The 19,359-nt window shown below is 69.7% G+C and carries 18 protein-coding genes; 5 read left to right on the plus strand and 13 right to left on the minus strand.

All coding sequences use genetic code 11. The annotated features are described in order from the left end of the window. Nucleotides 1–411: 411 nt before the first annotated feature. The gene (tyrS, locus tag BST10_RS19260) at nt 412–1,692 is read right to left on the minus strand and encodes a tyrosine--tRNA ligase (protein ID WP_013828783.1); all 1,281 of its coding nucleotides are present in this window, start codon (nt 1,690–1,692) and stop codon (nt 412–414) included. Nucleotides 1,693–1,709: 17 nt separating this feature from the next. Further along, on the minus strand, nt 1,710–2,321 hold the full coding sequence (locus tag BST10_RS19265; protein WP_083040004.1) for a DNA-3-methyladenine glycosylase: 612 nt from the start codon (nt 2,319–2,321) through the stop codon (nt 1,710–1,712). Nucleotides 2,322–2,388: 67 nt separating this feature from the next. On the opposite strand from BST10_RS19265, the gene BST10_RS19270 reads away from it, so the two are divergent. Genes BST10_RS19270 through BST10_RS19280 form a run of 3 tightly spaced genes read left to right on the plus strand, consistent with a single transcriptional unit; the run spans nt 2,389 to nt 4,537 of the window. After that, nucleotides 2,389–3,153: an ABC transporter ATP-binding protein gene (locus BST10_RS19270; protein ID WP_013828781.1), complete on the plus strand. Its 765-nt coding sequence runs from the start codon at nt 2,389–2,391 to the stop codon at nt 3,151–3,153. Then, complete coding sequence (locus BST10_RS19275; RefSeq protein WP_083040007.1) at nt 3,087–3,917, plus strand: ABC transporter permease; 831 nt, start codon at nt 3,087–3,089, stop codon at nt 3,915–3,917. Before BST10_RS19270 ends, BST10_RS19275 begins: the two co-directional genes overlap by 67 nt. Continuing rightward, nucleotides 3,917–4,537 carry a TetR/AcrR family transcriptional regulator gene (locus BST10_RS19280; RefSeq protein ID WP_083040009.1) on the plus strand — a complete coding sequence of 207 codons (621 nt, stop codon included), beginning with the start codon at nt 3,917–3,919 and terminating at the stop codon, nt 4,535–4,537. The genes BST10_RS19275 and BST10_RS19280 overlap by 1 nt, the downstream gene beginning before the upstream one ends. Here BST10_RS19280 and BST10_RS19285 read toward each other — a convergent pair. Beyond that, the gene (locus BST10_RS19285; RefSeq protein WP_083040012.1) at nt 4,503–4,727 is read right to left on the minus strand and encodes a Trm112 family protein; all 225 of its coding nucleotides are present in this window, start codon (nt 4,725–4,727) and stop codon (nt 4,503–4,505) included. The genes BST10_RS19280 and BST10_RS19285 overlap by 35 nt on opposite strands. Beyond that, nucleotides 4,724–7,714, minus strand: coding sequence for an acyl-CoA synthetase (locus BST10_RS19290; RefSeq protein WP_083040015.1), 2,991 nt, complete (start codon nt 7,712–7,714; stop codon nt 4,724–4,726). Before BST10_RS19290 ends, BST10_RS19285 begins: the two co-directional genes overlap by 4 nt. A gap of 113 nt (nt 7,715–7,827) precedes the next feature. Between BST10_RS19290 and BST10_RS19295 the strand changes: the two genes are divergently transcribed. Further along, nucleotides 7,828–9,618, plus strand: a complete 1,791-nt coding sequence (locus BST10_RS19295; protein WP_083040017.1) for an ABC-F family ATP-binding cassette domain-containing protein — start codon at nt 7,828–7,830, stop codon at nt 9,616–9,618. A gap of 26 nt (nt 9,619–9,644) precedes the next feature. Here BST10_RS19295 and BST10_RS19300 read toward each other — a convergent pair whose 3' ends face one another. Further along, nucleotides 9,645–10,298: a M15 family metallopeptidase gene (locus BST10_RS19300; protein ID WP_013828775.1), complete on the minus strand. Its 654-nt coding sequence runs from the start codon at nt 10,296–10,298 to the stop codon at nt 9,645–9,647. A 131-nt stretch (nt 10,299–10,429) separates the two neighbouring features. Here BST10_RS19300 and BST10_RS19305 point away from each other — a divergent pair, with 131 nt between their 5' ends. Further along, nucleotides 10,430–10,909 (plus strand): MPT63 family protein, encoded by a 480-nt coding sequence (locus BST10_RS19305; RefSeq protein ID WP_083040019.1) that lies wholly within the window; start codon nt 10,430–10,432, stop codon nt 10,907–10,909. A gap of 13 nt (nt 10,910–10,922) precedes the next feature. Here BST10_RS19305 and argH read toward each other — a convergent pair whose 3' ends face one another. The 8 genes from argH to argC all read right to left on the minus strand — a co-directional run bounded on the left by argH (nt 10,923) and on the right by argC (nt 19,332). Next, entirely contained in the window at nt 10,923–12,335 is a 1,413-nt protein-coding gene (gene argH / locus BST10_RS19310; protein WP_083040024.1) for an argininosuccinate lyase, read from the minus strand. Between the two features lie 88 nt (nt 12,336–12,423). Continuing rightward, the gene (locus BST10_RS19315; protein WP_083040025.1) at nt 12,424–13,623 is read right to left on the minus strand and encodes an argininosuccinate synthase; all 1,200 of its coding nucleotides are present in this window, start codon (nt 13,621–13,623) and stop codon (nt 12,424–12,426) included. Between the two features lie 39 nt (nt 13,624–13,662). Continuing rightward, nucleotides 13,663–14,148 carry an arginine repressor gene (locus tag BST10_RS19320; RefSeq protein ID WP_083040026.1) on the minus strand — a complete coding sequence of 162 codons (486 nt, stop codon included), beginning with the start codon at nt 14,146–14,148 and terminating at the stop codon, nt 13,663–13,665. Beyond that, complete coding sequence (argF, locus tag BST10_RS19325; RefSeq protein ID WP_083040027.1) at nt 14,145–15,071, minus strand: ornithine carbamoyltransferase; 927 nt, start codon at nt 15,069–15,071, stop codon at nt 14,145–14,147. The genes BST10_RS19320 and argF overlap by 4 nt, the downstream gene beginning before the upstream one ends. Next, nucleotides 15,064–16,242 (minus strand): acetylornithine transaminase, encoded by a 1,179-nt coding sequence (locus BST10_RS19330; protein WP_083040028.1) that lies wholly within the window; start codon nt 16,240–16,242, stop codon nt 15,064–15,066. Before BST10_RS19330 ends, argF begins: the two co-directional genes overlap by 8 nt. After that, entirely contained in the window at nt 16,239–17,108 is an 870-nt protein-coding gene (argB, locus tag BST10_RS19335) for an acetylglutamate kinase (protein WP_013828768.1), read from the minus strand. The genes BST10_RS19330 and argB overlap by 4 nt, the downstream gene beginning before the upstream one ends. Further along, the gene (gene argJ / locus BST10_RS19340) at nt 17,105–18,301 is read right to left on the minus strand and encodes a bifunctional glutamate N-acetyltransferase/amino-acid acetyltransferase ArgJ (protein WP_083040029.1); all 1,197 of its coding nucleotides are present in this window, start codon (nt 18,299–18,301) and stop codon (nt 17,105–17,107) included. The genes argB and argJ overlap by 4 nt, the downstream gene beginning before the upstream one ends. Next, nucleotides 18,298–19,332 carry an N-acetyl-gamma-glutamyl-phosphate reductase gene (gene argC / locus BST10_RS19345; RefSeq protein WP_041317765.1) on the minus strand — a complete coding sequence of 345 codons (1,035 nt, stop codon included), beginning with the start codon at nt 19,330–19,332 and terminating at the stop codon, nt 18,298–18,300. Before argC ends, argJ begins: the two co-directional genes overlap by 4 nt. Nucleotides 19,333–19,359 lie beyond the last annotated feature (27 nt).

Here is a 19,359-nt window from a genome sequence, read left to right on the forward strand (position 1 = left end):
AACGTTCAGAACAATCCTGAAAACATCAGTTCCGAAAAACCGACAAAAACAACACCACACCCCCAACACGGGGCGCCGAGAGCATGGCAAAAACAACAACAAACAAAAACCACCAAACACACTATTGAGTTCTCAAACAACACGCCCCACCCGGACGCGCAGTCAACCCGCGGCTAAAAGCCGCGCATCGGCAGTGCGGACAGATGAGATGCCCCCGGAATCGCTCGGTGAATCTCGTCGATTCCGTGGGCTTGTCGCGCTGACCGGGTCTGGCCTGGTCGCGGCGACGTGCACTAAGTTACGCGAGGTGAAACTGGGAGTCAAATCCGCTGCTAGCAGGGGTATTTCGGCGCCTTCAAGATCAACTTCGCGCGGCGCCCGCCCCGTCGGGCCGCCCGGGTCGAGTCCTCGCTAACCACCCTGGACGCGTTGGACGCCGGCCACGTTGCGCTTGCCGCGGCGCACCACCAGCCACCGGCCGTGCAGGAAGTCCCCCGGCTGCGGCGACCATTCCTCGCTGTCGACGCGGACGTTGTTCACCGAGACTCCCCCCTCGCCGATGGTGCGGCGGGCCGCGCCGCGACTGGCCGACAGCCCGGTGGCGACCAGCAGATCGACGATGCCGTCCGGGCTGCCCGGCGCCAGCTGGGCCACCGGCGTCTCCTGCAGCGCCGCGGTCAGCGTTGCCTCGTCCAGCCGGGCCAGCTCCCCCCGACCGAAGAGGGCCTGGCTGGCCAGCTCGACGGCTTCGGTGGCCGCCTCGCCATGGACCAGGGTGGTGAATTCGCGGGCTAGCCGGCGCTGCGCGGACCGCTCGTGCGGTCGCTCGGCGGTGGCCTTCTCCAGCTCTTCGAGCTCGTCGGCGGACAGGAAGGTGAACCAGCGCAGGTAGCGGACCACGTCGGCGTCGGCGGTATTGAAGAAGTACTGGTACCAGGCGTACGGGCTGGTCATCTCCGGATCCAGCCAGAGGCTGCCGCCGCCGGTGGACTTGCCGAACTTGGTGCCGTCGGCCGCGGTCACCAGCGGCACGGTCAGCGCGTGCACGGTCGCGCCCAGCTTCTGACGCACCAGCCGGACACCGGCGATGATGTTGCCCCACTGGTCGGAGCCGCCGATCTGCAGTGCGCAGCCGTACCGCCGGTACAGCTCCACATAGTCGTTGGCCTGCAGCAGCATGTAGCTGAACTCGGTGTAGGAGATGCCCTCGGAGTCCAGCCGGCGCCGGATGGTGTCGCGGTCGAGCATCACGTTGACAGAGAAGTGTTTGCCCACGTCACGCAGGAATTCGACCGCCGACAGCGGCGCGGTCCAGTCCAGGTTGTTGACCACCACCGCGCCGGTGGGGCCGTTGTCGAAGTCGACGAAGCGCTCCAGTTGGCCCCGGATCCGCCCGGACCACTCGGCCACGGTGTCGGCGCTGTTCAGGCTGCGTTCGCCGGTGTCGCGGGGATCGCCGATCAGGCCGGTGGCCCCGCCGGCCAGCACGATGGGCCGGTGGCCGGCCCGCTGGAATCGGCGCAACGCCAGTAGCGGCACCAGGTTTCCGGCGTGCAGGCTGGGCGCGGTGGGATCGAATCCGGCATAGACGGTGATCGGCCCGCCGGTCACTTCGGCGGTCAGCGCATCCAGGTCGGTGGATTGGGCGATCAGGCCGCGCCAGCCCAGCTCGTCGAGAATCGTCGTCGGCATGCGTCGATTTTCCCGGATCAGTCGCTGGCGCCGGGCGCCGGTGCCCGCGGGCTTCGTCGGTAGGCCGAAACCTCGGGCTTCCCGGGCGCCCACAATCGCCACGGCCGGTCGGCGGCCTGGCTGACGCCCACCCGTGGCCCTGCCTGCGCCGCCAGCGGCGCACCGAGCCGCAGTTGCACCGGACTGCGTGCGTCAAACAGATCGATTCCGTTGTCCGCCATGGCGATTCCCAGAGCAGAGCAGAGGTTGCCCGGGCCGCGCGCCAAACCGGTGCTCGGCACCGTTTCGCCGCGTCGCGACCGCGCCACCGCCGATCCCTCGTCGATCACCGCCGCCCGCAGCAGCACCGCCGCCGCCGTGCCGTCCGGCCCGCAGGCCACATTGGCGCAGACGTGCATGCCGTAGCTGCGGTAGGTGTACAACCGGCCGGCCGGGCCGAACATCACGGTGTTGCGCCCGGTGGGACCGCGATAAGAATGTGCCGCCGGGTCCGGCCACGGCCCGTCGGGCACGCCGCCATAGGCCTCTACCTCGACGATCGTCGCGCGCACCCCGCGGGCGGTAAGGGTGGCGCCGAGCAGCAGGCGGGCGGCCGCGAGCGGATCGACCGCCAGCTGGGCTGCACTCACCGCCCAGATTCTGCCCGAGCCCCGATTGGGCCTTGACAACGCATCGCAACCGGTCGATATTCATCACATGATGATTTCATCGCGTGATGAATTATCGGGGGCGCGTCCCATCCCGGCCGTCGACATCGAGCACCTGCGGGTGATCCGGGGTAAGCGCCCGGTCCTGCACGATCTGTCGGTGCGGATCGCCCCGGGCACCATCACCGGCCTGCTCGGCCCGTCGGGCTGCGGCAAGACCACGCTGATGCGCTGCATCGTGGGCACCCAGGTCATCACCGGCGGACAGGTCACCGTGCTGGGCGACGCGGCCGGCTCCGCGGCGCTGCGTCGCCGCGTCGGCTACATGCCCCAGCAGGCCACGATCTACGACGACCTGCGGGTCATCGACAACGTCCGCTACTTCGCGTCGCTTGCCGGCGTCGACGCCTCGGCCGCCGACGACGCGGTCGACTCGGTGGATCTGCAGCGGCATCGCGGCGACTACTGCGCGAACCTGTCCGGCGGGCAACGCGCCCGGGTGTCGCTGGCCTGTGCGCTGGTCGGCCGGCCGGACCTGCTGGTGCTCGACGAACCGACGATCGGCCTGGACCCGGTGTTGCGGGCCGAGCTCTGGCACCAGTTCCAGGCGCTGGCCCGGCGCGGCACCACGCTGCTGGTGTCCAGCCATGTCATGGACGAGGCCGACCATTGCGGCGACCTGTTGCTGATGCGCCAGGGCAGGCTGCTGGCGCGCACCACACCGCGACGACTGCGAGAGGAGACCGGATGTACGTCGATGGAGGAAGCGTTCCTGTCCGTCATCCGGCGCAGCACCGCGCCCCGAGCCGGCTGACCCGCACCCTGCAGCTGCGGCCGTTCCTGGCCACCACGCAGCGGATCCTGCGGCAACTGGCCGGTGACCATCGCAGCGTCGCGATGGTCCTGCTGGTGCCCAGCCTGATCATCACGTTGATGTACTTCATGTTCGCCAACGTCCCGCATCCGCCGGGTACCCCATCGCCGTTCAACGCCGCGTGCCTGATTCTGCTCGGCCTGTTCCCGCTGTTTCTGATGTTCGTCATCACCGCGATCACGATGCAGCGCGAACGCGCGTCGGGGACGCTGGAGCGCATCCTGACCAGCCCGCTGCGCAGGCTGGACCTGCTCGCCGCCTACGGCACGGCGTTCTCGGTCGCGGCGGCCGCCCAGGCCAGCCTGGCCTGTGTGGTCGCGTTCTGGCTGCTCGGTTTCGAGACCGCCGGCAGCCCGGCGTGGGTGTTTGTGATCGCGATCGTCAACGCGGTGCTCGGCGTCGGCCTGGGGCTGCTGTGCAGCGCGTTCGCCCGCACCGAATTCCAGGCGGTGCAGTTCATCCCGCTGGTGATGGTGCCGCAACTGCTGCTGGCCGGGATCATCGTGCCCCGCGCCACGATGCCCGAGTGGCTGCAGTGGATCAGCAACGCGTTGCCGGCCAGCTACGCGCTGGAGGCACTGCAGCAAGTGGGCGCACATCCGCAACTGACCGGTATCGCGGTACGCGACATGGTCATCGTGCTGGTATTCGCGGCCGCCGCGCTGGCCCTGGCCGCGGTGACACTGCGACGACAGACGCCGTGATGTCCACTGAGGCCAGCAACCGGCGGCCGGGCCGGCCCTCCGGATCCTCGGACACCAGGGAGCGGATCTTGAGCTCGGCCCGGGAGCTCTTCGCCCACAACGGGTTCCAGAACACCTCGATCCGCGCGGTGGCCGCCGATGCCGGCGTCGACGCGGCGCTGGTGCACCACTATTACGGCACCAAACAACAACTGTTCGCCGCGGCGACCGAGCTGCCGGTGGACCCGATGGTCGTGTTGGGACCGTTGCGGGACGCGCCCGTCGAACAGCTCGGCCGCATCCTGCCCGAACTGCTGCTGCCGCTGTGGGATTCGCAGGCCGGTACCGGGCTGATCGCAGCGATGCGCTCCATGCTCACCGGGACCGAAGTTCCGCTGGCGCGTTCGTTTTTCCGCGATATCGTGGTCGCCGAACTCGCCAGTCGCATCGATGTACCGGCCGGAACCGGCGTGTTGCGCGCCGAGTTCACCGCGAGCCAGTTGATGGGCATCGTGGTCGCCCGCTACATCGTCGGCCTGGAACCGCTCGCGTCGCTGCCCGGCGACCAGGTCGTGGCGATGGTCGCCCCGACGCTGCAGCGTTATCTCACCGGGGATCTGCCGGACCGGCTCGGCCGATGAGTCGGGCATGTTCGTCGTCGCCGACGTCGGTGGCCTCGTCGATCAGCAGCACCGGGATACCGTCCTCGATGCAGTAGGCGCGACGCAGCCGCGGGTTGTAGAGCACCTCATCCGCGGAACGTTTCACCCGCAGCAATGGTCCGCGGTCGGCCGGACAGACCAGGATGGCCAACAGCTCGTCGTCGATCACTGGCGGCCCCCGGCCAATTCGGCGCGTACCGCGGCGGTCAACCGCTTGAACTGTCCACTCGCCGCGTCGAAGTACCAGGCGTTGCGCCCGGCCTTGGGCAGCCCGGCTTCGCGCAGCTCACCCAGCGTCGGGCGGTAGACGGCACTCAGCGGCAGATCCGGCACGACGTGCACGACATCGGGCCCGGCGCCGACGGGCAACTCCGCCACCGCCTCGCTGAGGTCCGCGGCGGTGACGGTCGCCCCCGGCCGCACCGTCACCGCGGACACGACCAGGTCGTCCCCGGAGCCGGCCGTCACCCGATACGTCACCGCCAGATCGACGCCGGTGACGATGCCCAGCGCGTCGGTGATCAGCACCGGATACGCCATGCCGCGGCCGGTGTGGATGCTCGAACCGCGTCCGCCGGCCAGCCAGTAGTCGCCGTCGGCGTCGCGCCGGAAGAGGTACTCGGTGGAGATCCAGGTGTCGGCGGGCGCGAACACGCCGCGCTTGACCGATGCCGACGGGTCGATCGGCCCGCGTGGCTTGGCCAGCAGCACCCCGACTTCGTTGGTCTCGGCTTTCCGCACGAAGCCCCGCTCGTCCTCGAGGATCAGGTCCTGGTCGGGGTCGTAGGCGGCCAGCTCCACCTCCACCGCTCCGGGCAGCGGGCGGCCCTTGCTGCCGACCTTGGCGCCGGAGACGTTGGCCAGCACCGCCTGGCCGTCGGTGGTGGCGAAGAACTCGACGACCTGGGCCGGCGCGAACGCCTCGGTGACCCTGCGCCACAGCCCCACGGGCATGCCGGAACCGATGAACAACCGCACCGGATGGTTGCCCTGCAGCACGAAATTCGGGTCGTCGATGACCTCGCGCAGCATCGCCCAGGTGTAGGACACCACGCTCACCCCGTACTGGCGCACCTCGGCGACGAAGCGATCCGGGTTCAGGCCGCGCGACAGCGCGATGCGGGCCCCACCGACCACGGCGCCGCCGAGGCTGACCAACAGCCCGGACTCGTGGTGCAGCGGCGTCAGGCAGTACAGCGTGTCGGTGGGCCCCAAGGCGGCGGTCGACGCGGTGCCGAACGCCGAGAGCGCCCACCGGTAGTTGGTGATCTGCTTGGCCACCAGTTCGCCGGCCACCGTGCTGAAGGCGACGAACGCCAGATCGCGGGCGAATCCCGGGTTGGGCCGGTACCAGCCCGGCAGGTCGACGGCGTCGGGGTCGATCTGCTCCATGTCGATGACGGCTTCAGCGTCGGCCGGCAAGTCCAGATCACGGGTCTCACCGCCACCGAGGACCAGCACCTGGCAGCCCAGGTCGCGGACGGCGGCCAGCGCCAGGTCGAGGTTGCCGGGGTCGGTGATGATCTCGGAGATGCCACCCAGGCGTGCCGCCGCGCCCAGATCCCCATCCGGCGGCATCAGCACCGCGACCGCGCCCAGGCGCGACAACGCGGCGATCGCGACCATGGCGCTGGGGCGGGTGGCCATCAGCACGCCGACGTGAACACCTTGCCGCACACCGACATCGATCAATCCGCGAACGACGTTGTCGATGCGCTTGTTGACCGCCTCATAGGTGTGCACCCGGCCGTCGAACAGCAGAAATTCGCCGTGGGGCGACTCGGCGGCCTGCTCACCGATGATGCGGCCCAGCGAGATCCGGGTGTGGTCGTTGATCTGTCCGAGCCGGGCCAGCCGGGGCAGGGTGCGTGCGGTCTCGATCGCCATGGTGCGCATCGACTTCTGTGCGGCGACCATGGCGTCGGCGGCGCCGCGGGCCAGCGTCAGCGCGACACCGGAGGCCTCCCCCAGCCCGTGCGCGATCCGCGAGGTCATCGCCACCCCGCCCTTGCTGTCCTCGGGGGCCTGCTCGGCCATCAGCGCCACCCCGGGGGGCTGCGGGCCCTGGCCCTCCTGCCACAGCACCCAGTCGGCGACCGTCGGCCAGGTCAGTTCGGCCGCCTTGGAACCGACCACCAGCCCGAAGTGCCCGGCGCGCAGCAGGTACTCGAAGACCTTGGCGTCGGGCGCCGCGCGCCGGATACCGCGCACCGCGGCCGGCTGGCCGATGTCGTCGACCTCGCCGACGAAGGCCAGCACCGGGCAGGTGATGTCGGTCAGCGTGACGAGTTGGCCGTTGATCGCGAAACCACCGGTCATCATCCGGTTGTGCGCGATGAACTGCTTGAGCAGCTCCGAGATCGCCGGACCCGACCAGGCGATCCAGCCCTCCGACTCCAGGAAACGCCGCTGCGCCTCCCGCGGCAGCAGGGCTTCCCGGTCGTGCAGTTGGCGCAGGAAGTCCATCCGGGCCTTGGCGGTCTTGAGCGGATCCATCATCTGGAAGCCCACGCGCGCCTGCCACCCCGAGATGTCCAGCCGGTTGAAGACGTGGTCGGCCATGAACCCCGCGACGCTGGAGGCGATGTTGGGCGGCACGCCCATCGGTAGCGCGGCCAGGGTGTCGACCGGGGAGCCGAACGCGATGATGGACGCGATGCTCTTCGAATGCCGGTAGGCCCCGGCCTGATAGGCGAACATGCCGCCCTGGGAGTAGCCGGCCAGGTGCACGTCGCGTCCGGCCGTCTGGGCGATGGTGTCGATCGCCTGGCTGAGCCCGACGATGTGGTCGGCCAGGTTGCGTCGCATCCCGCCCTCGACCTCGTCGGGTGAACCGAAGTCGATCACCCAGGGGTCCACTCCCGCCCCGTGCAGGATGCCGACCGCGCCGTCCTCGCGGGTGACGTCCCACATGTTCGCCGACATCATCATCGGGTGCACCAGCAGCACCGGCGGCCCGGGCTGCGGCTGGCCGGGCCGGTTGTCGGGCGGGAAGTAGCGCCGCAGCTTGTACATCGGGGTGCTCTCGACGATCTGGTAGGGCGACGGCACGGTCCCGGTCTCCAGGCCGCCCCAACGCAGCACCTCCAGGCCGTTCTGCGCGGTGGCCATCAGCCACTCGACCGGCCGGGTGATGGCCGACAGATTCAGATCCACGCTGCTCCCCTACGTCGCGTTCGATCGTCAATGACGTGCACATTCTGGCACATCAGCGTGCTTGGTCCGGCTCGTTCAGTCGTCGGCGACCGGCAGGCAGTAGCGTTCTGGCAGTGGCACACCTGCTCGGCGCCGAAGCCCTTCACCTGCGCTATCCCACCGGTGTGGTGCTCGACTCGGTCACCCTCGGGGTGAACGACGGCGCCCGCATCGGCATCGTGGGCCGCAACGGCGACGGCAAATCCTCGCTGCTGCGGCTGCTCACCGGCGCCGCCACACCGGACTCCGGCCGGGTCACCCGCCGCAGCGGCCTGCGGGTCGGTCTGCTCGACCAGGCCGACACCCTCGACCCGGGCCGCACCCTGGGGGCGACGCTGGTCGGCGAGCAGGCCGACCACGAGTGGGCGTCCAACCCGCGGATTCGTGACGTGGTCGACGGACTGGTCGCCGACATCGCCTGGGATGCCACCATCTCGGAATTGTCGGGCGGGCAGCGCCGGCGGGCGCAGCTGGCCGCGCTGCTGATCGGCGAGTGGGACGTGATCGGCCTCGACGAGCCCACCAACCACCTCGATGTGGAGGGAATCACCTGGCTGGCCGGCCACCTGCAGCAGCGCTGGGCCCGCAACACCGGCGGCCTGTTGGTGGTCACCCACGACCGCTGGTTTCTCGACGAGGTGGCCACCACCACCTGGGAGGTGCACGACCGCATCGTGGAGCCCTTCCAGGGCGGCTACGCGGCCTACGTGCTGCAGCGGGTGGAGCGCGACCGGATGGCCGCGGCCAGTGAAGCCAAGCGGCAGAACGTGTTACGCAAGGAGCTGGCCTGGCTGCGCCGCGGCGCCCCGGCCCGCACCTCCAAACCCAAGTTCCGCATCGAAGCGGCCAACGCGCTGATCGCCGACGTCCCGCCGTTGCGCAACGAGGTCGAGCTGGTGAAGCTGGCCACGGCACGACTGGGCAAGGACGTCATCGACCTGCTCGACGTGACGGTGTCTTTTGGGGCGCCCGTGGACGCCCAGCCGGTGCTGCGCGACATCGAGTGGCGGATCGGTCCCGGGGAACGCACCGGGATCCTCGGCGCCAACGGCGCCGGCAAGTCCACGCTGCTGGGGCTGATCGCCGGGACCGTGACGCCCGATGCCGGGCGGGTCAAACGCGGCAAGACGGTTCGGCTGGGCATGCTCGATCAGCAGTCCGGGGAGCTGGCCTCGCTCGCCGAGGACCGGGTCGCCGACGTGCTGGGCCGGCTGCGCAACGACTACCAGGTCGACGGCAAGGAGATGACGCCCGCGCAACTGCTGGAGCGGCTCGGCTTCGGCAGGGCGCAACTGTCGGCCCGGGTCGGCGAGCTGTCCGGCGGGCAGCACCGCCGGCTGCAGTTGATGCTCACCCTGCTGGCCGAACCGAACGTGCTGGTGCTCGACGAGCCGACCAACGACGTCGACACCGACATGCTCACCGCCACCGAGGATCTGCTGGACTCCTGGCCGGGCACGCTGATCGTCGTCTCCCACGACCGGTACCTGCTGGAGCGGGTCACCGATCAGCAGTACGCGATCCTGGACGGTCGGCTGCGGCATCTGCCCGGCGGCGTCGAGGAGTATCTGCAGCTGGCCGCCGAGGCGCGCCGCACGCCGGCCTCGCGCCCGGCGCCGGCTGTTGCCGATTCCGGGACGCTCTCGGGCGCGGAACTGCGTGCGGCACAGAAGGATCTGGCTGCGGTCGAGCGCCGGCTGACGCGGCTCGCCGAACAGATCGAGGCCAAGCATCATGAGCTCGCCGCTCACGACCAGGCCGATCACGTGGGCCTGGCGACACTCACCGGCGAGCTGCGCGCGCTGGAGGACGAGGTGGCCGAGCAGGAGGGCCGCTGGCTGGAGCTGTCGGAGGTCGTCGAATAGCCGGTGCGCCGCCGACTGCCGTCTGCTCAGCGGCGCTCGAAGTGCTGGTAATCCACCGGCGATTTCCAATCGCCGCCCCAGCGCCAGCCGGCGTCGGTGAAGGCGCGCACCGCCGGGTCGCCGGGATGCAGTAACCCCGGCTCGATGCGGTGGCGGTCCAGATAGACCGCCGCGTTCTTCGGTTCGAATCCGTGGCGGGTGACCGACGGGTTCAGCAGCGGGTTGATGTCGATGGCCCGGCCGTAAGCGTGCTGCGCCCAGTTGCCCGATCCCGGGATGCGGCGGCAGTTGAACGCCGAGGTGTTGTTGTCCGCCATCGACAGTTCGTCGTCGCCGCCGCGGTAGTGGGCCGCCGGGCGCATCTTCTCGATCGGGAAATCCAGCCGGTACAGCCGCTCGAAGATCGCGATGACCTGCGGAACCAGTTCTTGGTGCACGATCAGCTCGCCGCGGTGCGGCCGGGCATCGAAACCCAGGTGGGTCAGCGTGACCCGCCGCAGTTGCGCCGGGGCGACCGGGCAGCCGGGACGCCAGGTGGTGCCGAGTTCGGCGGCCGTGACGGGAGCGACGGCGGCCGGTTCGGGTTGGGTGACGGCAGCTGACGACGGTGTTGGCTCGGGGGCGCCCGTGCATTGCGGCAGCAGCCCGCAGACCACGATGGCCGTCAGCAGGCGCCACATCCTCGGGTTGGTCCGGCGGCCGTTGATCTGCTCACGCTAGCGCAGCACGAGATCCGTTCCGCCGAAGCATGGTTAAGGCGTGGCGAACCCGGCTATCCGTCATCTCATCCCCCGAAAGAGAGGAGGACGTCATGAAGGTTCGTGGGATGACGAAGACGGCCCTGGCGGCAATGGCCATGGCGGCGATCCCGATGACGGTCGCGCCGACCGCGACAGCGGCCTACCCGATCGTCGGCAAGCTGGGCAGCACCCTGCAAGCCACCGACACCGTTGGTCAGGTCGTGTACTCCTGGCGGGTGAGCGGCCTGCAGCCGAGCTCCGACACCATGCCGGGCTACCCGGTCGCGGGCAAGGTGTGGGAGTCCACCGCGACGGTGAACGCGATCCGGGGCAGCGTGACTCCGGCGATCTCCCAATTCAACGCCGTCGCCCCGGATCGGGCGGCTTACCGGGTGCTGTGGCAGGTGGCAGCTCCGAAGGCGATCAGCGGGGCGACGATCCCGCAGGGCGCACAGTCCACCGGCAAGATCTACTTCGACGTCACCGGCCCGCCGCCGACCACGGTGACGATGAACAACGGCATGGAGGACCTGATGATCTGGGGGCCGTAGTCCCCCGGGATGCTCAGCCGTCGACCCACCGGCGCTGACGCGCGGCACGCTCGCGCAGGCCCGCCAGCTGCTCGGCGACCCGCGCCGGCGCGGTGCCACCGCGGGCGTCGCGGGAGGCCACCGATCCTTCGACGGTCAGCACGTCGCGCACCTGCGGAATCAGCGCCGGGTCGATCTCGGCCAGCTCGGCGTCGGTGAGCTCGTGCAGGCCGGCGCCGCGCTGCTCGGCGGTCTTCACTGCGACACCCGCCGCCTCATGCGCAGTCCGGAACGGAACACCTTGGCGCACCAGCCATTCGGCGATATCGGTGGCCAGCGTGTAACCGGCCGGCGCCAGCGCGGCCATCCGTTCGGTGTCGAACGCCAGGGTGCCGACCAGCCCGGCCATCGCCGGCAGCAGCAGTTCCAGCTGGGCCGCTGAATCGAACACCGGCTCCTTGTCCTCTTGCAGGTCCCGGTTGTAGGCCAGCGGCTGGGCCTTCAGGGTGGCCAGCAGGCCGGTCAGGTTGCCGATCAGCCGGCCGGACTTGCCGCGGGCCAGCTCGGCGATGTCGGGGTTCTTCTTCTGCGGCATGATCGAGCTGCCGGTCGACCAGGAGTCGTGCAACACCGCGTAGCCGAACTCCGTTGAGCTCCACAAGATGATGTCTTCGGCCAGCCGCGACAGGTCGACGGCGATCATCGCGAACACAAATGCGGCTTCGGCGGCGAAATCGCGTGCCGCGGTGGCGTCGATCGAGTTGTCCGCGGCGGCGTCGAAGCCGAGTTCGGCGGCGATGGCGTCCGGGTTCAGGCCCAGCGACGAACCGGCCAGCGCGCCCGATCCGTACGGCGAGACCGCGGCGCGGGCGTCGAAGTCGACGATGCGCCCCACATCGCGCAGCAGCGGGTGGGCGTGCGCCAGCAGGTGATGTGCCAGCAGCACCGGTTGCGCGGACTGCAGATGCGTCTTGCCGGGCATGACGGCGTCCGGGTGGGCGGCGGCCTGGTGGGCCAGCGCGTCGACCACGTCGAGCACCCCGGCGGCGACGCGGCGCACGGCGTCGCGCAGCCACATCCGAAACAGCGTGGCCACCTGGTCGTTTCGCGACCGCCCGGCCCGCAGCCGGCCACCCAGTTCGGCGCCGACCCGGTCGATCAGGCCGCGTTCCAGCGCGCCGTGGACGTCCTCGTCGGTGACCAGGGGGCCGAAGCTGCCGTCGGCGACGTCCTCGCCGAGACTGTCCAGGCCGGCCAACAGCCCGTCACGCTGCTCATCGGTGAGCAACCCGGCACCGTGCAGCACCTTGGCGTGCGCTTTGGACGCGGCGATGTCGTAGGGGGCCAGCACCCAGTCGAAGTGGGTGGATTTGCTCAGCGCGGCCAGCGCGTCGGACGGACCTTCGGCGAACCGTCCGCCCCACAGTGATCCCTCGTTGGTGCTCATGCGGTCACCTTTCTCCGGCGAGCAGACGCGAAAGCCCCCAAATCCGATCCTCTGAGGGGGCTTTCGCGTCTGCTCGCGGTGGAGAAGCTCACGAGCCCAGGTCCCGGCGGGCGGAGATCTTCGAGCTCAACCCGTGGATCTCGACGAACCCACGCGCGGCGGACTGGTCGAAGGTGTCGCCCTCGTCGTAGGTGGCCAGGTTGAAGTCGTACAGCGACTCACTGCTGCGCCGGCCGTTGACCGCGATGTGGCCGCCGTGCAGCACCAGCCGCACCTCGCCGCTCACGTGCTGCTGGGTGTGGGCGACGAAAGACTCCAGCGCGGCCTTCAGCGGCGAATACCACAGCCCGTCGTAGACCAGCTCGGCCCACTTCTGGTCGGTGTGCCGCTTGAACCGGCCCAGCTCGCGCTCCAGGGTGACGTGCTCGAGTTCGGTGTGGGCGCTGATCAGCACCATCGCGCCGGGGGCCTCGTAGATCTCGCGGCTCTTGATGCCCACCAGCCGGTCCTCGACCACATCGAGGCGTCCCACGCCCTGGGCGCCGGCCCGCCGGTTGAGCTCGACGATGGCCTCCAGCACCGACACGCCCTTGCCGTCGATCGACACCGGGACACCGCGTTCGAAGCCGATGATCACCTCATCGGGGACCCCCCAGTTGACGGTCGGGTCCTCGGTGTAGTCGTAGACGTCCTTGGTCGGCGCGTTCCACAGGTGCTCCAGGAACCCGGTCTCCACCGCCCGGCCCCACACGTTCTGGTCGATGGAGAACGGTGAGCGCTTGGTGACGTTGATCGGGATGTCGTTCTGCTCGGCGAACGCGATCGCCTTCTCCCGGGTCCAGGCGTAGTCGCGGACCGGGGCCAGCACCTTGAGATCCGGTGCCAGCGAGGCGAATCCGACCTCGAAGCGGACCTGGTCGTTGCCCTTGCCGGTGCAGCCGTGTGCGACGGTGCCGCCGCCGTACTCGCGAGCCGCGGCCACCAGGTGTTTGACGATCAGCGGCCGGCTGATCGCCGAGACCAGCGGGTAGCGGTCCATGTAGAGCGCATTGGACTGGATGGTGGGCAGGCAATAACCCTCGGCGAACTCGTCGCGGGCGTCGACCACGACGGATTCGACGGCCCCGCAGTCCAGGGCCCGCTGGCGCACCACGTCCATGTCCTCGCCGCCCTGGCCGAGGTCGATGGCGACGGCCACGACTTCGCGCCCGGTCTCCTTGCCGATCCAGCTGATCGCCACCGAGGTGTCCAGGCCACCGGAATACGCCAGGATGACGCGTTCGGACATCGAGTTCTCCTTGCTGTGTCTTACTGGGTGCTACTGGTCTTACTGCAGGTCGTTGAGGGCGGCGGCGAGCTCGGCGCCGGTCATCGGCTCGCGCGCTGCCACGAAGATGGTGTCATCCCCGGCGATGGTGCCGACGACGTACGGTAGCGCGGCCCGGTCGATGGCACTGGCCAGGTAGTCCGCCGCGCCGGGCGGGGTGCGCAGCACCGCGAGGTTTCCGGTGGCGTCGGTGGACACCAGCAGCTCCCCCAGCAGCCGGCACAGTCGGTCGGTGCCGCCGGACAGTCGCATCGGGTTGCCGTCTTCGGGAATGACGTACCCGCCGACTCCTCCATCGGGGCCCCGCAGTTTCACCGCGCCGAGTTCCTCCAGGTCGCGTGACAGGGTGGCCTGGGTGACCTCGATGCCGTCGGCGGCCAGCAGCGCGGCCAGCTCGGTTTGGCTGCGTACCGGTTCCGCGGACAGCACCTCGACGATGCGGGCCTGGCGGCCCACCCGGGTGATGGGGCTGTCGGCTCGGCTCATCGTGACCGTTCCAGCAACCACACCAGCAGCGCCTTCTGTGCGTGCAGCCGGTTCTCGGCCTCGTCCCAGACCGCGCTGCGCGGCCCGTCGATCACCGAGTCGGTGATCTCGTCGCCGCGGTGCGCCGGAAGGCAGTGCAGCACAGTGACGTCCGGGTCGGCCAGTGCAACCAATTCGTCGTTGATCTGATAGGGCCGAAACGGCGCGACCCGGTCCAGCCCGTCGTCTTCCTGGCCCATCGAAGTCCAGGTGTCGGTGACCAGCACGTCGGCGCCGGTCGCCGCCTTGGCCGGGTCGGCGGTGAGGCTGACCGAGGCACCGGTGTCGGCGGCGCGCTGCTGCGCCGCGGCGACGACGGCGGGATCGGGGGTGAAACCGTCCGGGGCGGCGACGGTGACATGCATGCCGGCGGTGACGCCGCCGAGCATCAGTGAGTGCGCCATGTTGTTGGCGCCATCACCGAGATAGGTCAGCCTGAGCCCTTGGAGTGCGCCTTTGCGTTCGGCGATGGTCTGCAGGTCGGCCAGCACCTGGCAGGGGTGGAAGTCGTCGGAGAGCGCGTTGACGATCGGCACGGTGGCGGTGGCCGCCATCGCGGTCAGTCGGTCCTGGGCGAAGGTGCGCCACACGATGGCGTCGACGTAGCGCGACAGCACCCGCCCGGTGTCCTCCAGGGTTTCGTCACGGCCCAGTTGGGTGGAGCGGCCATCGACGACGACGGCGTGCCCGCCGAGTTGGGCGATGCCGATCTCGAACGAGAACCGGGTGCGGGTGGAGTTCTTGTCGAAGATCACCGCGACCCCGCGCGGGCCCTCCAGCGGCCGGCGGCTGTGCGGTGCGGCCTTGAGTTCGGCTGCCAGCGTGAGGATTTCGGCCTGCTCGGCGGGGGTGATGTCGTCGTCGCGCAGAAAGTTCCTAGGCATGTGCGGCCTCCTGCGCGGTGTCCAGCACGCCGGGCAGCGCCGTGATGAAGTCGTCGAGCTGCGCTTCGGTGATGATCAGTGGTGGCGCCAGCCGGACCACGCCTGGCGCGGCGGCGTTGACCAGGAACCCGGCGTCGCGGGCCGCGGCCTCCACCGCTTTGGCCTTCGGCGCGGTCAGCACCACGCCCTGCAGCAGTCCCTTGCCGCGGACGTGGTCGACCAGCGGGTGGCCCAGTTCCTCGATGCCGTGGCTCAGTGACTTGCCCAGAGTTCCGGCGCGGGTGATCAGGTCGCCGTCGGCCAGCGCTTTGAGTACCGCCAAGGCGGCTGCGGTGCAGACCGGGTTGCCGCCGAAGGTGCTGCCGTGGCTGCCGGGGGTCAACAGGTCAGCGGCCGCGCCGACGGCCAGGCACGCCCCGATCGGCAGGCCGCCGCCGAGTCCCTTGGCCAGCGTGACGATGTCGGGGGTGATGCCGTCGTGCTGGTGGGCGTAGAACGCCCCGGTGCGGCCGACGCCGGTCTGCACCTCGTCGAACACCAGCAGTGCGCCGTAGGCCGCGGTGATGCCGCGAGCCTCGGCCAAATAGCCGGCGGGCGGGACGACGACACCGCCCTCCCCCATGATCGGCTCCAGGAAGACCGCCGCGGTCGCCGAGTCGACAGCCTCGGCAAGCGCTTTGGTGTCTCCGTAGGGCACGTGGGTGATGTCGCCGGGCAGCGGTTCGAACGGCGCGCGCTTATCGGGTTGACCGGTCAACGCCAGCGACCCCATCGTCCGGCCGTGGAACGCGCCGTCGGCCGCTACGATCTTCGTCTTGCCGGTGAGCCGGGTCAGTTTGAACGCCGCCTCGTTGGCCTCGGCCCCGGAGTTGCAGAAGAACACTCGCGCCGGTGCGCCCAGCTGGTCGACGAGGCCTTCGGCCAGCGCGACGCCCGGCTCGGTGGCGTACAGGTTCGAGGTGTGGCCCAGGGTGTTCAACTGGGTGGTGACGGCTTCGATCACCGCGGGGTGGCGGTGGCCGAGCAGGTTGACGGCGATGCCGCCGAGCAGATCGAGATAGTCCTTACCCGCTTCGTCGGTCACCACCGCGCCCTGGCCGCTGACCAAAGCCAGCGGCGGGGTGCCATAGTTGTTCATCATCACCGCGGACCAGCGGTCTTGCAGGCTCATGGGTTCACCACCTTGGTTCCGGTGCCGGCGTCGGTGAACAATTCGACGAGCACGCAGTGCTTGACCCGGCCGTCGATGATGTGGGCGCTGGGCACCCCGCCGCGCACGGCGCGCAGGCAGGCTTCGACTTTGGGGATCATGCCCGATTCCAGCGTCGGCAACAGCTGCGCCAGTGTCGCGGTGTCGATCTCGCTGACCAGCGAATCGGTGTCGGGCCAGTCGGTGTAGAGGCCGTCGACGTCGGTGAGCATCAGCAGTTTCTCGGCTTGCAGGGCTTCGGCCAGCGCTGCCGCGGCGGTGTCGGCGTTGATGTTGTGCACCACGCCGTCCGCATCGGGGGCAAGGGTGGAGACCACCGGGATCCGGCCTGCGGCAATGAGATCGCGCACCGCGGCGGTGTTGACCTGGTCGACGTCGCCGACCAGTCCGATGTCGGTGGCGACGCCGTCGACGGTGACACTGCGCCGCACCGCGGTGAACAGCGCGGCGTCCTCACCGGTGATGCCGACGGCATAGGGGCCGTGGGCGTTGATCAGCCCGACGAGTTCGCGGCCGACCTGGCCGAACAGCACCATGCGCGCCACGTCGAGCACTTCCGGTGTGGTGACCCGGAATCCGCCCTTGAAGTCGCCTTCGATCCCGAGCCGGGAGAGCATGGTGCTGATCTGCGGTCCGCCGCCGTGGACCACCACCGGCTGGATACCGCAGTTGCGCAGGAACGCCATGTCGGCGGCGAACGCGTGCTTGAGGGTGTCGTCGGTCATGGCGTTGCCGCCGTATTTGACGACGACGATCTTGCCGTGCAGCTGCTTGAGCCAGGGCAGTGCTTCGGCCAGAACTTGGGCTTTGGTCGCGGTGCTGGTCATGAGCTGTACGCGGAGTTCTCTTCGACGTAGGCGTGGGACAGGTCGGTCGTGCGCACCGTGGCCTGCCCGCTGCCCTGGTTCAGCTCGACGGTGACGTCGATGTCGGGGCCGGACAGGTCGACTTCGCGGGCTCCCGGCATCGGCAGGCCGTCGCTGAATACCGGTGACCCGTTGAATGCCACCGTGATCCGGTCCGGGTCGATGGTGAACGGCACCATCCCGACGGCGGCCAGCACCCGGCCCCAGTTAGGGTCGGAGCCGAACAGCGCGGTCTTGACCAGGCTGTCGCGGGCGACGAGCCGGGCCGCCAGCAGCGCGTCGTCGTCGTTGCCGGCGCCGGTGGCGGTGATCGTGACCCGTTTGGTGACGCCTTCGGCGTCGGCCTGCAGCTGGGCGCACAGGTCCTCGCAGGCGGCCAGCACCGCGGCGTCGAGTTCGTCCTGGCTGGGCGTGATCTCGCTGGCGCCCGAGGACAGCAACAGCACCGTGTCGTTGGTGGAGCAGCTGCCGTCGATGTCGAGGCGGTCGAAGGTCAGGGCGGCGGCGCGGCGCAGCGCGGTGTCGAGTGCGGCCGCGTCGGCTTTGGCGTCGGTGGTGAGCACCACCAGCATGGTGGCCAGCGACGGGGCCAGCATGCCGGCACCTTTGGCCATCCCGCCCAGCGTCCAGTTGTCATCGTGGTGCAGCGCAACCTGTTTGGGCACGGTGTCGGTCGTCATGATCGCCCGGGCGGCCTCGTCGCCACCGACCAGTCCCCCGGCCATCTCCTGCACCACGTCGGTGACTCCGGCCAGCAGCTTGTCCATCGGCAGCCGGTCGCCGATCAGTCCGGTGGAGCAGACCGCCACCTCGACGGCTCCGGTCTCGGTGCCCCACTCCGACAACGCGGCAGCGACGGCCTCGGCGGTGGCGTGGGTGTCTTGGAATCCGCCCGGGCCGGTGCAGGCGTTGGCGCCGCCGGAGTTGAGGATCACCGCCCGCAGCCGGCAGCTTTTGAGCACCTGTTGGCTCCACAGCACCGGGGCCGCCTTGACCTGGTTGCTGGTGAACACTCCGGCGGCCGCGTAGTCGGGCCCCTCGTTGAACACCAGCGCCAGGTCCGGCGCCCCGGAAGCCTTGATGCCGGCGGCGATTCCGGCCGCCCGGAAGCCCGCCGGCGCTGTCACCCCTTGTTCGCGCAGGATCCGTGTCACGGGGCGACACCCACTGTCGAAAGCCCTTCGGACTCCGGCCAGCCCAGTGCCAGGTTCATCGCCTGCACCGCGGCGCCGCCGGTGCCTTTGACCAGGTTGTCGATGGCGGCGATCGCGATGAACGTCGAGGCGTCCTCGTCGACGGCCACCGCCAGGTGCGCGGCGTTACTGCCGATCACCGATCCGGTCTTGGGCAGCTGACCCTCCGGTAGCAGCCGTACGAACGGCTCTGCCTGGTAGGCCTTTTCGTAGGCGGCGCGCAGCTTGGGCAGCGGCGTGGTGGTTTTGGCGGTGCAGGTGGCCAGGATGCCCCGCGACGCCGGGATCAGCACCGGGATGAAGGAGACGGTGACGTCACGGTGGGTGACCGCCCGCAGGCCCTGGCCGATCTCCGGAGTGTGCCGGTGCGCGCCGGCGATGTTGTAGGCCCGCGCCGAGCCGATCACCTCCGAGCCGAGCAGGTCGACCTTGGCGGCCTTGCCGGCGCCGGAGGTGCCGCTGACCGCGACCACGGAGACGTCCGGCTCGATCAGGCCGGCGGCGACGGCCGGGAACAGCGCCAGCAGCGCCGCCGTCGGGTAGCAGCCCGGCACTGCGATCCGGCGGGCGTCCTTGAGCTGTTCGCGCGCCCCGGGCAGTTCCGGCAGGCCGTAGGGCCAGGTGCCCGCGTGCGACGTGCCGTAGAAGCGTTCCCAGTCGGTCGGGTCGTCCAGCCGGAAGTCCGCGCCGCAGTCCACCACCAGGGTGTCGTCGCCGAGCTGTTCGGCCAGTACCGCCGAATGTCCGTGCGGCAGGCCGAGAAACACCACGTCGTGGCCGGCGAGGACGTCGACCTCGGTGGGCTGGAGGACCCGGTCGGCCAGCGGCATGAGATGCGGGTGCTGTTCGCCCATGGTGCTGCCGGCGTTACCGGCGGCGGTCAGCGCCCCGATCGTCAACCGGCCGTCCGCGTAAGCTGGGTGCCCCAGTAACAGCCGCAGAATCTCACCGCCGGCGTACCCACTGGCACCGGCTACCGCCACAGAAACCATGCGACCAGTGTTGCATTGTTATGCATC

The sequence above is a fragment of the Mycolicibacter algericus DSM 45454 genome, assembly GCF_002086455.1.
In the GTDB taxonomy this organism is placed as follows: domain Bacteria; phylum Actinomycetota; class Actinomycetes; order Mycobacteriales; family Mycobacteriaceae; genus Mycobacterium; species Mycobacterium algericum.

What these genes read in the sequence shown, in the direction of transcription:
- tyrS (WP_013828783.1), bottom strand. Translation starts at nt 1,692, where the DNA reads ATGCCGACGACGATTCTCGACGAGCTGGGCTGGCGCGGCCTGATCGCC.
- BST10_RS19270 (WP_013828781.1), top strand. Translation starts at nt 2,389, where the DNA reads ATGATGATTTCATCGCGTGATGAATTATCGGGGGCGCGTCCCATCCCG.
- BST10_RS19275 (WP_083040007.1), top strand. Translation starts at nt 3,087, where the DNA reads ATGTACGTCGATGGAGGAAGCGTTCCTGTCCGTCATCCGGCGCAGCAC.
- BST10_RS19280 (WP_083040009.1), top strand. Translation starts at nt 3,917, where the DNA reads ATGTCCACTGAGGCCAGCAACCGGCGGCCGGGCCGGCCCTCCGGATCC.
- BST10_RS19300 (WP_013828775.1), bottom strand. Translation starts at nt 10,298, where the DNA reads ATGTGGCGCCTGCTGACGGCCATCGTGGTCTGCGGGCTGCTGCCGCAA.
- BST10_RS19305 (WP_083040019.1), top strand. Translation starts at nt 10,430, where the DNA reads ATGAAGGTTCGTGGGATGACGAAGACGGCCCTGGCGGCAATGGCCATG.
- argH (WP_083040024.1), bottom strand. Translation starts at nt 12,335, where the DNA reads ATGAGCACCAACGAGGGATCACTGTGGGGCGGACGGTTCGCCGAAGGT.
- BST10_RS19315 (WP_083040025.1), bottom strand. Translation starts at nt 13,623, where the DNA reads ATGTCCGAACGCGTCATCCTGGCGTATTCCGGTGGCCTGGACACCTCG.
- BST10_RS19320 (WP_083040026.1), bottom strand. Translation starts at nt 14,148, where the DNA reads ATGAGCCGAGCCGACAGCCCCATCACCCGGGTGGGCCGCCAGGCCCGC.
- argF (WP_083040027.1), bottom strand. Translation starts at nt 15,071, where the DNA reads ATGCCTAGGAACTTTCTGCGCGACGACGACATCACCCCCGCCGAGCAG.
- BST10_RS19330 (WP_083040028.1), bottom strand. Translation starts at nt 16,242, where the DNA reads ATGAGCCTGCAAGACCGCTGGTCCGCGGTGATGATGAACAACTATGGC.
- argB (WP_013828768.1), bottom strand. Translation starts at nt 17,108, where the DNA reads ATGACCAGCACCGCGACCAAAGCCCAAGTTCTGGCCGAAGCACTGCCC.
- argC (WP_041317765.1), bottom strand. Translation starts at nt 19,332, where the DNA reads ATGGTTTCTGTGGCGGTAGCCGGTGCCAGTGGGTACGCCGGCGGTGAG.